At 59.2% G+C, this 12,226-nt stretch carries 14 protein-coding genes; 12 read left to right on the plus strand and 2 right to left on the minus strand.

Features of this window, described 5'->3' with window-relative positions; translation table 11 throughout:
- Positions 1-42 precede the first annotated feature (42 nt).
- Positions 43-996 carry an alpha/beta hydrolase gene (locus AB4N73_RS03590; RefSeq protein WP_110645197.1) on the minus strand — a complete coding sequence of 318 codons (954 nt, stop codon included), beginning with the start codon at positions 994-996 and terminating at the stop codon, positions 43-45.
- A 130-nt stretch (positions 997-1,126) separates the two neighbouring features.
- Here AB4N73_RS03590 and aroC point away from each other — a divergent pair, with 130 nt between their 5' ends.
- From aroC to mtnC, 5 genes are all read left to right on the plus strand, one after another.
- Positions 1,127-2,218: a chorismate synthase gene (aroC, locus tag AB4N73_RS03595; protein ID WP_460142923.1), complete on the plus strand. Its 1,092-nt coding sequence runs from the start codon at positions 1,127-1,129 to the stop codon at positions 2,216-2,218.
- 34 nt (positions 2,219-2,252) lie between these two features.
- Positions 2,253-3,398, plus strand: coding sequence for an MFS transporter (locus AB4N73_RS03600; protein ID WP_024012224.1), 1,146 nt, complete (start codon positions 2,253-2,255; stop codon positions 3,396-3,398).
- Positions 3,395-4,021 (plus strand): methylthioribulose 1-phosphate dehydratase, encoded by a 627-nt coding sequence (locus AB4N73_RS03605; protein ID WP_024012225.1) that lies wholly within the window; start codon positions 3,395-3,397, stop codon positions 4,019-4,021. Before AB4N73_RS03600 ends, AB4N73_RS03605 begins: the two co-directional genes overlap by 4 nt.
- Before the next feature lie 92 nt (positions 4,022-4,113).
- Complete coding sequence (locus tag AB4N73_RS03610; RefSeq protein WP_038861971.1) at positions 4,114-4,659, plus strand: 1,2-dihydroxy-3-keto-5-methylthiopentene dioxygenase; 546 nt, start codon at positions 4,114-4,116, stop codon at positions 4,657-4,659.
- Positions 4,660-4,663: 4 nt separating this feature from the next.
- The gene (mtnC, locus tag AB4N73_RS03615) at positions 4,664-5,347 is read left to right on the plus strand and encodes an acireductone synthase (RefSeq protein ID WP_236169483.1); all 684 of its coding nucleotides are present in this window, start codon (positions 4,664-4,666) and stop codon (positions 5,345-5,347) included.
- Positions 5,348-5,521: 174 nt separating this feature from the next.
- On the opposite strand, the gene AB4N73_RS03620 is transcribed toward mtnC, so the two are convergent.
- The gene (locus tag AB4N73_RS03620) at positions 5,522-5,800 is read right to left on the minus strand and encodes a DUF3509 domain-containing protein (RefSeq protein WP_016773780.1); all 279 of its coding nucleotides are present in this window, start codon (positions 5,798-5,800) and stop codon (positions 5,522-5,524) included.
- A 385-nt stretch (positions 5,801-6,185) separates the two neighbouring features.
- On the opposite strand from AB4N73_RS03620, the gene AB4N73_RS03625 reads away from it, so the two are divergent.
- From AB4N73_RS03625 to AB4N73_RS03655, 7 genes are all read left to right on the plus strand, one after another.
- Positions 6,186-8,024, plus strand: coding sequence for a long-chain-acyl-CoA synthetase (locus AB4N73_RS03625; protein WP_095180815.1), 1,839 nt, complete (start codon positions 6,186-6,188; stop codon positions 8,022-8,024).
- 95 nt (positions 8,025-8,119) lie between these two features.
- On the plus strand, positions 8,120-8,638 hold the full coding sequence (locus AB4N73_RS03630) for an ankyrin repeat domain-containing protein (protein WP_056784059.1): 519 nt from the start codon (positions 8,120-8,122) through the stop codon (positions 8,636-8,638).
- 158 nt (positions 8,639-8,796) lie between these two features.
- Positions 8,797-9,327: a hypothetical protein gene (locus AB4N73_RS03635; protein ID WP_056784060.1), complete on the plus strand. Its 531-nt coding sequence runs from the start codon at positions 8,797-8,799 to the stop codon at positions 9,325-9,327.
- A 71-nt stretch (positions 9,328-9,398) separates the two neighbouring features.
- Entirely contained in the window at positions 9,399-9,590 is a 192-nt protein-coding gene (locus AB4N73_RS03640) for a PLDc N-terminal domain-containing protein (protein WP_016773784.1), read from the plus strand.
- Positions 9,591-9,830: 240 nt separating this feature from the next.
- Positions 9,831-10,706: a polyamine aminopropyltransferase gene (gene speE / locus AB4N73_RS03645; protein WP_016773785.1), complete on the plus strand. Its 876-nt coding sequence runs from the start codon at positions 9,831-9,833 to the stop codon at positions 10,704-10,706.
- Between the two features lie 288 nt (positions 10,707-10,994).
- The gene (locus AB4N73_RS03650) at positions 10,995-11,228 is read left to right on the plus strand and encodes a hypothetical protein (protein WP_236169486.1); all 234 of its coding nucleotides are present in this window, start codon (positions 10,995-10,997) and stop codon (positions 11,226-11,228) included.
- Between the two features lie 209 nt (positions 11,229-11,437).
- Positions 11,438-11,785, plus strand: coding sequence for a ribonuclease E inhibitor RraB (locus AB4N73_RS03655; protein ID WP_003223226.1), 348 nt, complete (start codon positions 11,438-11,440; stop codon positions 11,783-11,785).
- Positions 11,786-12,226: the final 441 nt, after the last annotated feature.

A 12,226-nucleotide genomic window follows, 5' to 3' on the forward strand; every position in this document is an offset into this window, starting at 1 on the left:
GCTTATCGGCCGTTTTCTGTGAGGCTGGAGGGTAAAACGCAGTTAACTTGCACGAATTCCGTCAATAAATTCGATGACGGCGGCGCCCAGTTCGGCGGCCAGGGGCAAATTCGGGTCCTTGTAGGAGGCCAATTGCCGCTTCATGTCGTTGTGGACGATGCGCAGCACGTGATTCATGCCTTCGATCACCGTCAGTTGCGCGTCCGGTTTCGCCGCCTTGAGCAGCTTCGCGTCCTCGGTGCCGACCTGAATGTCGTTGCTGCCCTGGACAATCAGCGCCGGCATTTTCAACTGGGCAAAGGCCTGCGCCGGGTCCTGACGGAACAGCGAAATCAGGTACGGCTGCACGCTCGGGCGAAAGATCACCTGCAACGGCTGCGGCACGTTGTCATCGGTATGGCCGGCCTTGAGGCTGTCGAGCAGTTCGTTGCTGCGCAGCATCAGTGGCGGCGGCAGGCTGCGCGCCAACTGTTCGCGGATTACCTGATCGACCGGGCGCGCGCTGCCGGACAGCGAGATCACCGCCGCTGCGTCCAGCTTCGGCGCGGCGAGGCTGGCAATCAGCGCGCCTTCGCTGTGGCCGAGCAGAATCAGTTTGCCGAAACGCGGATCGGCCTTGAGCTTCTGCCCCCACGCCACGGCGTCCGCCGCATAGCCTTCTACAGACAAATCACGTTCATCGGGAGCGGCCGCCAGGCTTGCCGCAACGCCACGCTTGTCGTAGCGCACGCTGGCGATGTTGTGTTTGGCCAGCACCCAGGCCAAGCGCTTGAGGCTGTCATTGCGTCCGCCGTCGGGGTTATTTCCGTCGCGATCTGTAGGACCTGAGCCAGAAATCATCAGAACAATCGGCACCGGGCTGTCGGACTTGGGCAGCAACAGCGAACCGAAAAGTTCGCCGCTGCCGGTGTCCAGAGTGACCGGGCGCTGTAGGACTGTCGCTTGGGCAAAGCCGGTAAAGAGGGTAAGACTCAAGATCAGAACTCGCAGCATCATCACGCCATCATTGGTCAAGGTGCCGGTTGGACTCGCCAGCACCACTAAGGTTCGAGGATGAACTACTCGGTTAGCCTGCGTATACTGGCGCGCATCAAGAATTCGGGTTTGATTTCACGGAGCGTCCTGCATGTCCGGCAATACCTACGGCAAGTTGTTCACTGTCACCACCGCTGGCGAAAGCCATGGTCCGGCGTTGGTCGCCATTGTCGACGGCTGCCCGCCGGGCCTGGAGATTTCCCTGGAAGATCTGCAGCGCGACCTCGATCGCCGCAAGCCTGGCACCAGCCGCCACACCACCCAGCGCCAGGAAGCCGATGAAGTCGAAATCCTCTCCGGCGTGTTCGAGGGTCGCACCACCGGTTGCTCGATCGGCCTGCTGATTCGCAATACCGACCAGAAGTCCAAGGACTACTCGGCGATCAAGGACCTGTTCCGCCCGGCTCACGCCGACTACACCTATCACCATAAATACGGCGAACGCGATTATCGCGGCGGTGGCCGCAGTTCCGCGCGGGAAACCGCCATGCGCGTGGCGGCCGGTGCGATCGCCAAGAAGTATCTGGCCAGTCAGGGCATCGTCATTCGCGGTTACATGAGCCAGCTCGGCCCGATCGAAATTCCGTTCAAGACCTGGGATTCGGTCGAAGAAAACGCCTTTTTCAGTCCTGACCCGGACAAGGTCCCGGAGCTGGAAGCGTACATGGACCAGTTGCGCCGCGATCAGGACTCGGTCGGAGCGAAGATCACCGTGGTCGCCGAAGGCGTGATGCCGGGTCTTGGCGAACCGATTTTCGACCGCCTCGACGCCGAACTGGCCCACGCGCTGATGAGCATCAACGCGGTCAAAGGCGTGGAGATCGGCGCCGGGTTCGCCTGTGTCGCCCAGCGTGGTACCGAACACCGCGATGAACTGACGCCGGAAGGATTCCTCAGCAACAACGCCGGCGGCATCCTCGGCGGTATCTCGTCCGGCCAGCCAATCGTTGCGCATCTGGCATTGAAACCGACCTCGAGCATCACCACCCCGGGGCATTCGATCGACGTGAATGGCAACCCGGTCGATGTGATCACCAAGGGGCGTCACGATCCTTGTGTCGGCATCCGCGCGACGCCGATCGCCGAAGCGATGATGGCCATCGTGCTGATGGATCACCTGCTGCGCCACCGTGGGCAGAACGCCGATGTGCGCGTGAGCACGCCGGTGCTGGGCCAGCTCTGATGGCCGCGCTCAAAGCCGTCGCGGCATAACCGGCGTGGCGGCGCTTCCTTACTGGCGGTTGTCCAGTTTCTATCTGTTCTATTTCGCCTTGCTCGGATCGACAGCGCCATTTCTGGCGCTGTACTTCGATCACCTCGGCTTCAGCGCCGCACGCATCGGCGAGCTGGTGGCGATTCCGATGCTGATGCGCTGCGTGGCGCCGAACATCTGGGGCTGGCTCGGCGATTACACCGGCAGGCGTCTGGCCATCGTGCGCTTTGGTGCGGTGTGCACGTTGCTGACCTTTTCGCTGATTTTCGTCAGCCAGACCTACGCCTGGCTGGCGATGGTCATGGCCCTGCATGCGTTCTTCTGGCACGCGGTGCTGCCGCAGTTCGAAGTGATCACCCTCGCGCATCTGCAGGGGCAGACCTCGCGTTACAGCCAGATTCGCCTGTGGGGCTCGATCGGCTTCATCATCACTGTGGTGGTGCTGGGACGGCTGTTCGAATGGCTGAGTCTGGACATCTACCCAGCGGCGTTGGTGCTGATCATGGCCGGTATCGTTCTCAGCAGCCTGTGGGTGCCGAATGCACAGCCGGCGCAAGGCAATCGGCCGACGGGTGAGGGCTTCCTCAAGCAATTGCGTCATCCCGGCGTGCTGGCGTTTTATGCTTGCGTCGCGCTGATGCAGGTCAGCCACGGGCCGTATTACACCTTTCTGACTTTGCACCTTGAACGCCTCGGTTACAGCCGTGGCGTCATCGGTATGCTCTGGGCCGTGGGCGTGGTGGCCGAAGTGCTGATGTTCATGGCCATGAGCCGCATTCTGGCGCGCTTTTCCCTGCGCCGGGTGCTGCTGGCGAGCTTCCTTCTGGCGGCGTTGCGTTGGGTGCTGCTCGGTTCGTTTGCGGAGTTTCTCTGGGTGTTGTTGTTCGCCCAGGTGTTGCATGCAGCGACATTCGGCAGCTTTCATGCGGCTGCCATCGCTTTCGTGCAACGTAGTTTCGGCGCCCGCCAGCAAGGCCAGGGCCAGGCGCTGTATGCGGCACTGGCCGGCACCGGCGGGGCGCTCGGCGCGCTGTATTCCGGCTACAGCTGGAATGCCCTCGGCGCAACATTGACCTTTAGTATTGCCAGTCTCGCAGCGCTTGCCGCTGCCGTTATCATTGCCACATGTATGCAAGAGGACAGGCCATGAGCCTTAGTCGTGAACAGCTCGCCCAGCAGATCGTTGACGCCGGGCGTTTTCTATATGGCCGTGGCTGGTCGCCAGCTACCAGCAGCAACTATTCGACACGCCTGTCGCCGAGCGAAGCGCTGTTGACCGTATCGGGCAAGCACAAGGGCCAGTTGGGTGTGGATGACGTGCTCGCTACCGATCTGTCCGGCAATAGCCTGGAGCCGGGCAAGAAACCCTCCGCCGAAACCTTGCTGCACACCCAGCTCTACAGTTGGCGCGCGGAAATCGGCGCGGTGCTGCACACCCATTCGGTGAATGCCACGGTGCTGTCGCGCCTGACCCCGGAAGATTTCATCGAATTTGAAGACTACGAATTGCAGAAAGCCTTCAGCGGCATTTCCACCCACGAATCACGGGTGCGTGTGCCGATTTTCGACAACGATCAGGACATTGCGCGCCTCGCCGCCAAGGTGCAGCCTTGGCTCGACGCCCATCCCGATTGCGTCGGTTATCTGATCCGCGGCCATGGTCTCTATACCTGGGGCGCGCAGATGAGCGACGCGCTGCGGCAGATCGAGGCTTTTGAATTCCTGTTTGAATGCGAGTTGAAAACCCGCAGCGTCATGAACCGCCAAGGCTGAGTTCATCTGAAACAGCCCGTTTGCCTGATGCCATGCGGCGCCCGACCGGTCTTCAAGAGCCGGACGGCGCCGCCGCTACCGAGGAATTGCCCATGAGCAGCCTGTCCGTTTATCACGTTTCCAGCCCTGAGATTCCCAACAAGGTGCTGACCCATTTCGAAGACATCGCCTCGACGCTGGCCGAGCAGGGCGTGCGTTTCGACCGCTGGCAGGCCGCCGCGAAGATTCAGCCCGGCGCCAGTCAGGAAGAGGTCATCAGCGCTTATAAAGAGCAGATCGACAAACTGATGACCGAGCGCGGTTACATTACGGTCGATGTGATCAGCCTCAACAGTGATCATCCGCAAAAAGCCGAGCTGCGCGCCAAGTTCCTCGAAGAGCACCGCCATGGCGAAGACGAAGTGCGATTTTTCGTCGCCGGTCGTGGCTTGTTTACCCTGCATATCGACGATTACGTCTACGCCGTGCTCTGTGAAAAGAACGACCTGATCTCGGTTCCGGCCGGCACCAAGCACTGGTTCGACATGGGCGAACATCCGCATTTCGTGGCGATTCGTCTGTTCAACAACCCGGAAGGCTGGGTTGCCAATTTCACCGGCGAAGACATCGCCGGTCGTTTCCCGCGTCTGGAGGACTGAAACCGTGTCGATCAAAGCCATCCTCACCGACATCGAAGGCACCACCAGCGCGGTGAGTTTCGTCTTCGACGTGCTGTTTCCCTACGCCGCCGAACATTTGCCCGACTTTGTGCGCCAGACCGCTTCGCGTGCCGATGTCGCCGAACAGCTCGACGCCGTGCGCCGAGACAGCAATGAGCCGCAGGCCGATGTCGAGCGGGTTGTTGAAATCCTCTTGAGCTGGATCGCTGAAGACCGCAAAGCCACGCCGCTCAAGGCGTTGCAGGGCATGGTCTGGGCGCAGGGCTATCAGGCCGGGCAGTTGAAAGGGCATGTTTATCCGGATGCCGTTGAAGCGCTGCAACGTTGGCATGCGGCCGGTTATCAACTGTTTGTTTACTCGTCCGGCTCGATCCAGGCACAGAAACTGATTTTCGGTTGCTCGGAAGCGGGGGATCTGACACCGCTGTTCAGCGGCTATTTCGACACCACATCGGGGCCGAAGCGTGAGGCGCAGTCCTACCGCAACATTCAGCAGGCGGTGGGTGTTGAAGCCGATGAAATCCTGTTCCTGTCGGATATCGTCGAAGAGCTCGACGCTGCCCAGTCAGCCGGCATGAAAACCTGTGGCCTGGCGCGTGAAGGCGGGGAGTTGGCAGGACACGTGACGGTGGACAGCTTTACCGGGATCGAACCGGAAGCGTTCTGACCATTGCACGCATCCCTGTAGGAGCTGTCGAGTGAAACGAGGCTGCGATCTTTCGATTTACGCATGAAATCAAGATCAAAAGATCGCAGCGTACCGCAGCTCCTACAAAAATCATGCGCACAAAAAACAGGCCGTGAAGCGCATGCTCCACGGCCTGTTTTTGTTTAAAGCCAATTACAGCGAGTGATAGGTCGGCAGAGCAAAACGCTGCTGGCTCTGCAGCATCGCAATTTGCGGCAGCTCGCTGGCTTGTTCGGCCAGGTCGCGGCGGATCGCGCTGATCGCCCACGACAGTTGGTCACCGGCATGCAGTTGCTGATACGAGAGGGCGCGTTTGAAGACTTTGCCGTCGCTGCTACGCAGAGTGAGCAGGATGCCACCGTCAGGACGCGGGGCAGTGCTGACTTCGTAGTTGGAGAACAGCGATGTAAATTTTTCTTGAATCAGGCTCATGTCATCAGCTCCGTATGTACTTGAATGGCAAGCATGCGGAGGTAGTTGCAGCGTTTGTGCCAGTATTGATTCGAATAAAATCCCTTTAAAATCAACAAGTTGAAGGCGTTGCATTTTGCAGGCGTCGTGCAATCTGCATGAATGGCCATCGTGCATCCTGCATTTTGCGTGATTTTTCTCCGTACAACGGAACCAAACGTCCGTACCAGAATCCGCTCTTCCCCGGAGGCGCGACGGGATACAAATCATTGCAAAAACCGCGTGTACAGCCCCGCGAGCACTGACGTACTTTCCTTCTCGACCCACGGAGTAAACGCGTCGGTCGCAGTCATTACCCGATAACAAGAACAGCGGTCTGCACGTCAAGATCGAACGGGGAGCTTTCATGCGTCACGCACCAAGCGACACGATTACCTGGGGCATGATGCTCCGCAAACTGCCGATGATCGCCAAGGCCATCCCCCGGGTGGTCAAAGGCATGAAGGTGGCCAACGTCACGGATCCGACCCAAACGTGCGGCCTGGGTTGGACGTTCGAGCAGGCGACGCTGCGCAATCCCGATGGTGCGGCGTTGTTGCAGGGCGACGTTGCCTTGACCTATACACAGGTCAATCAGTGGGCCAATCGCATCGCGCATTACCTGAGCGAGCAGGGCATCGGCAAGGGCGATGTGGTCGCGGTGTTCATCGAGAACCGTGCGGAATTACTGGTGACAATCCTGGCGCTGGCCAAGCTCGGCGCGGTCAGTGCGCTGCTCAACACCTCATTGATGCGCGACACGCTTGTTCACAGCATCAATCTGGTTGCGCCTGTGGCCATCGTGGTCGGCGAAGAACTGACCGCTGCCTATGCCGGCGTGCGTGATCAGGTAGCGATCGCAGCGCCCCGCACCTGGTTTGTCGCTGATCAGGACACATACAGCCACCCGGGCATCGCGCCCGAGGATTACGTCAATCTGATCAGCGCCAGTGCTGACGCCAGCAGCGATAACCCGCCGAGCAGCGCGCAAGTATTCTTCGACGATCCGTGTTTCTACATCTACACCTCCGGCACCACCGGTCTGCCCAAGGCCGGGGTTTTCAAGCACGGACGGTGGATGCGCAGTTCGGCGAGCTTCGGCATGATCGCCCTCGATATGCGCCCGGATGATGTCGTTTACTGCACCTTGCCGCTGTATCACGCCACAGGTCTGTGCGTGTGTTGGGGATCGGCGATCAACGGCGCCTCGGGTTTCGCCATCCGCCGCAAATTCAGCGCCAGCCAGTTCTGGAATGACGTGCGCCGCTATCGCGCGACCACCATCGGCTATGTTGGCGAATTGTGCCGCTACCTGGTCGAGCAACCGGTCAGCGTCGATGACAGCCGTCACGATGTGCGCAAGATGATCGGCAATGGCCTGCGTCCTGGTGCTTGGGCCGAGTTCAAATCACGTTTTGCGGTGGAGCATATCTGTGAGCTGTACGCGGCCAGCGACGGCAACATCGGTTTCACCAACATCCTCAATTTCGACAACACCGTCGGGTTTTCGCTGATGGCCTGGGAACTGGTCGCTTACGACCATGACAGTGGCGAACCGTTGCGCGGCGAAGATGGTTTCATGCGCAAGGTCGGCAAGGGCGAGCAAGGCCTGCTGCTGGCGCGGATCGACGAAAAAGCGCCGCTGGACGGTTACACCGATCCGCAGAAAACCGCCCGCGTCGTATTGCACGATGTGTTCAACAAGGGCGATCGCTTTTTCAACACCGGCGACCTGCTGCGCAACATCGGTTTCGGCCATGCTCAATTTGTTGATCGCCTCGGCGATACGTATCGCTGGAAGGGTGAAAACGTGTCGACCACCGAAGTCGAAAACCTGTTGCTGCAACATCCATTGATTGCTGAAGCTGTGGCCTACGGTGTCGAAATCCCCAACACCAACGGGCGCGCCGGAATGGCCGCCATCACTCCTGCGGAATCCTTGGCCACGCTGGATTTCGCTGAATTGCTGAGTTTCGTCCGGCAACGTATGCCGGCTTATGCCGTGCCGTTGTTCCTGCGGGTGAAAGTGAAAATGGAAACCACCGGGACCTTCAAATACCAGAAGACTCGCCTGAAAACGGAAGGCTTTGACCCCGGGCTTACGGGCGATGATCCGATCTTCGCCTGGTTGCCCGGCAGCGAAACTTACGTGCATGTCAGTGAGCAAATCCTCGCTGAAATTCAACAGGGCAAACATCGATATTGAGTGTGGCTATCGGGACGCTCGGAAAATACCGAGTGACAGGCACCGTCGCGCTCGGGAAACTGTCGGCTTTCCGATAGACCGAAATGGAGTGCCACATGTCTGACCAAAGCCGCCAGATGACCCCTGAAGAAGCTGCCGAATTCACCGAGCAGGTTTTCAACAAGGCGCGCGACGGTGATGCCGAGATGCTTGATCGCCTGGTCACCGCCGGGCTGCCGGTGAACCTGAAAAACAGCAAGGGCGACACCTTGTTGATGCTCGCCAGCTACTACGGCCATGTTGATGCGGTGAAGGTTCTGCTTAAACACAAAGCCGATCCGGAAATGCGCAATGGCAACGGCCAGAGCCCGATTGCCGGCGCTGCGTTCAAAGGCGATCTGGCGGTGGTCAAGGCGCTGGTTGAGGCGGGCGCCGAGATTGAAGGTTCTTCCTTCGACGGCCGCACGGCGCTGATGATGGCGGCGATGTTCAACCGCGTTGAAATCGTCGATTACCTGATCGGCCAGGGCGCTGACCCGAGAGCCAAGGACGCCAATGGCGTGACCGCGCTGGATGCGGCGCGGACCATGGGTGCAGTCGATACCACTGCGCAGCTGGAAAAGTTGCTGGCCTGATAAACGATCAAAAGATCGCAGCCTGCGGCAGCTCCTACACTTGATGCGTTCGCCAAGTGAGCGCAGGACCTGTAGGAGCTGCCGAAGGCTGCGATCTTTTGCTTTTCTGCGCTATTCTTCGCGCCCGAAATTCCACTGTCACTACAGGATCCGCCCTCATGAAAGCCGCACTCGTCGAACTCATCAGCAAAATCAGCTCCGGCTGCATGGGCGAGGACGAGATCCTGAAAGTGGCCGACGAAGCCGCGCAGGCCTACGCCGATGCCAATGCTTTTCTGGCCGCCAATCCGGACATCAACTACGACGACACATTCCCGATCCCGCTGGGTGAGTGGGTAGTGGTCGGCAGCCTGCCGGAAACTGTGCTGTTCCAGGCCGATACCTATGTCGATCTGTTCGCACAAATCGTTGCTTCGTTTGGCCCCGGCGTGGATTTCAACCTCAAGCCCAAACAACTGGCCAAGACCGAAGCACTGACCGCACTCAACCGCATCCAGGTGCAGATGAGCAGCCTGAACAAGGAAAACGGCGGTTACACGTTGATGAACTTCAGCCAGTTGCTCGACGATGAATTGCAAATGGTCCTGGTCTACGGCAACGACGTGCCCCGCGTGCTGGAGTTGTGCGCCGAGGTCGGCATCGCCGCTGCGCCGGCACTGGAAGCCTTGAAGGTCGCTGTTCACGTCTGAACGCAATAAAAGGGAACCCTGCGCGCGACCGTCTATCCTAAAAGTGCATGCCACTATTCTGGAGCGACACCATGGGTTCCACGTTCAACGGTCTGATCGGCCTGATTATCCTTGCCCTCGATATCTGGGCCATCATCAATGTGCTCAAAAGCGGCGCCTCCACCGGGATGAAAATCGTCTGGGTGTTGCTGATTATCCTCCTGCCGGTGCTGGGCCTGATCATCTGGGCGATTGCCGGACCGCGGGGCAACGTCCGGATCTGAGCTGATTTTCGATCACACGGTCATCCCTGTGGGAGCGAGCCTGCTCGCGAAGACGTTGTGTCAGTCGCCATCAACGGCAACCGACGCTCCGCTTTCGCGAGCAGGCTCGCTCCCACATTGGTTTGCGGTGGTAAAAACAAGCTGAGGTTCGACCTGTCATCTTCGGCAACGTAGAATGCGCGCCTTTCCCGGGCAATCGTCCCCACGATGGCGCCCGCGCATTTATCGGAGCACTTGACCATGACCGTTACCAAGACCAGCGAGTACCTGGAAACCCTCTACGAAGGCTACGGCCAGCGTTTTCGCATGGAAAAACTGCTGCACGAAGTGCGCACCGAACACCAGCATCTGGTGATCTTCCAGAACCCGCGCATGGGCCGGGTGATGGCGCTGGACGGCGTGATCCAGACCACCGAAGCCGACGAATTCATCTACCACGAAATGCTCACCCACGTGCCGATCCTCGCCCACGGCACTGCCAAGCGCGTGCTGATCATCGGCGGCGGTGACGGCGGCATGTTGCGCGAAGTGACCAAGCACGCCGGCGTCGAACACATCACCATGGTCGAAATCGACGGCACCGTGGTCGACATGTGCAAGGAATTCCTGCCGAACCATTCCGCCGGTGCCTACGATGATCCGCGCCTGAACCTGGTGATCGATGACGGCATGCGTTTCGTCGCCACCACCACTGAAAAATTCGACGTGATCATCTCCGACTCCACCGACCCGATCGGCCCGGGCGAAGTGCTGTTCTCGGAGAATTTCTACCAGGCGTGCCACCGCTGCCTGAACGAAGGCGGCATCCTCGTGACTCAGAACGGCACGCCGTTCATGCAAATCGACGAAGTCAAAACCACCGCCGGTCGCCTGCGCAGCCTGTTCCCGGACTGGCACTTCTACCAGGCCGCCGTGCCGACCTACATCGGCGGCTCGATGACCTTCGCCTGGGGCTCGACCAACCCGGCCTACCGCAAGCTCAGCCGTGAAACCCTGCAACAGCGCTTCATCGGCAGCGGCATCGTCACCCGTTACTACAATCCGGAAATCCACATCGGCGCGTTCGCCTTGCCGCAATACGTGCTGCAAGCGGTCAACAAGCCAAGCAACGACTGATCACTCTGAAGTCGCTCTGCAAGGGAGCTTTTGTGGCGAGGGGATCTATCCCCGTTGGGATGCGCAGCATCCGTGAACCGGCCTGCGCGGTGTCTCCGTTAAACCGCAATGGACGGCATTACGACTGCTGCGCAGCCGAACGGGGATAAATCCCCTCGCCACAGAGTCCGCCCTATCGATCGGATGGTTATTTTCACCGTTGGCGGCTGTAATCCTTTTGAACCAACTCTCGCGGAAAAAAGTCGAGATAGAGGTAAGCCCATTTACGGGTTGATCGAGGAGGCACTGATGCAAAAGTGGAAAGTCACTTTCGTGGATGATCACGGCGAAATTGTTGATGAAGTCTTCGAACGTGAGGAATGCCCGTCCGATGATGAAGCCGCGCGGCTGATCAAGGAGCGGCTTCTTCCGGTCGCCGCCCAGCTGGATCTCAACGATCTGGAAGGGCGCACCGCCGATGCCGGGGTGAAAAACCTCAAGACCCAGAACGGCATCGAAATCCTCAGCATCACCCCTGTCTGAACACTTCCTGTCATCTCGTAAACCAGGCCTTGGCAGCGGCGCTCTCTTGGGGCTACTCTGCAAGCGAGATCAGCGAATGGATCGCTAAGGTCTGGTCTTGTCAGCTACATGCTTGTTTCCCGCGCGCAACCACGTTGCCGTAGTACTTAGGCCAAAAGGCCCGGGGCGGGAATACGGAAAGTCTATCCATCAATCGAGGGGGACGATTCATGAGCACAGCCTATCAAGAAGACATCAGCAGCAACGTTCTGCGCCGCATGAAAGAAGGCGGCTTCGATTTTTCCCGGTTCCATCCCATCGAGTTCTACGCGATTTTCCCGGACGAGGAGCGGGCGCGCAGGGCAGCAGGCAAATTTCGCGGTGAATCCATCAATGCCCAGGTCAGTGCGCGCGACGACGGCGCCTGGTCGCTGGAATTGAGCAAAGTGATGTACGCAACCTATGACGACATCGGCGATTTCGAGCAAGGCTTTTCTGCCGTGGTCGAACCGCTGGGCGGCATTATCGAGGGTTGGGGCGTGAAGCAGGAGGTGCGCAATCGTTACCGGTTGAATTGATATTGCGCATTGTTTGTCGGGCAACGGCTGACCTTCGGGTCGGCCGTTGTCGTTTCTGGCTTCTGCACATCGCAGTGGCAAAACCCTGAAACAAGAATCCCGGGCAAAAAAAAGCCACCGGAGAGGGTGGCTAAAAGGGAAGACGGGTGTGCAATAAAGTCCTGTCGGGACGGGGCTGCCAAGGCAGTTCAGATCAGTTGAGCTGACTACTTCGCGACGGCGTGCCGGGGAAGTTTTGCAGCGAATGCGCGGATTATCCGCAATCGCGGCCGGGCAGTGAAATCAACTCTGACTATGCTGGTGATAGGCGATGCAGTGCGTCGCAATGAAGCGGGGGCAATCGGGCCGGGGCATTTGCCGCACAGGAATGGTGCGCAGCGTTCGGCGTGGATCTACAACCGATTGAAATCAAAGCGTTTATGCCGATGGCACGGGCCTTGC

It is taken from the genome of Pseudomonas sp. S3_B08 (assembly GCF_054667725.1).

Excerpts from the sequence above, each read along its gene's own strand:
- AB4N73_RS03590 (WP_110645197.1), bottom strand. The coding sequence starts at position 996 with ATGATGCTGCGAGTTCTGATCTTGAGTCTTACCCTCTTTACCGGCTTT.
- AB4N73_RS03640 (WP_016773784.1), top strand. The coding sequence starts at position 9,399 with ATGGGTTCCACGTTCAACGGTCTGATCGGCCTGATTATCCTTGCCCTC.
- AB4N73_RS03630 (WP_056784059.1), top strand. The coding sequence starts at position 8,120 with ATGTCTGACCAAAGCCGCCAGATGACCCCTGAAGAAGCTGCCGAATTC.
- AB4N73_RS03650 (WP_236169486.1), top strand. The coding sequence starts at position 10,995 with ATGCAAAAGTGGAAAGTCACTTTCGTGGATGATCACGGCGAAATTGTT.
- speE (WP_016773785.1), top strand. The coding sequence starts at position 9,831 with ATGACCGTTACCAAGACCAGCGAGTACCTGGAAACCCTCTACGAAGGC.
- AB4N73_RS03620 (WP_016773780.1), bottom strand. The coding sequence starts at position 5,800 with ATGAGCCTGATTCAAGAAAAATTTACATCGCTGTTCTCCAACTACGAA.
- AB4N73_RS03625 (WP_095180815.1), top strand. The coding sequence starts at position 6,186 with ATGCGTCACGCACCAAGCGACACGATTACCTGGGGCATGATGCTCCGC.
- AB4N73_RS03610 (WP_038861971.1), top strand. The coding sequence starts at position 4,114 with ATGAGCAGCCTGTCCGTTTATCACGTTTCCAGCCCTGAGATTCCCAAC.
- AB4N73_RS03655 (WP_003223226.1), top strand. The coding sequence starts at position 11,438 with ATGAGCACAGCCTATCAAGAAGACATCAGCAGCAACGTTCTGCGCCGC.
- aroC (WP_460142923.1), top strand. The coding sequence starts at position 1,127 with ATGTCCGGCAATACCTACGGCAAGTTGTTCACTGTCACCACCGCTGGC.
- AB4N73_RS03635 (WP_056784060.1), top strand. The coding sequence starts at position 8,797 with ATGAAAGCCGCACTCGTCGAACTCATCAGCAAAATCAGCTCCGGCTGC.
- AB4N73_RS03605 (WP_024012225.1), top strand. The coding sequence starts at position 3,395 with ATGAGCCTTAGTCGTGAACAGCTCGCCCAGCAGATCGTTGACGCCGGG.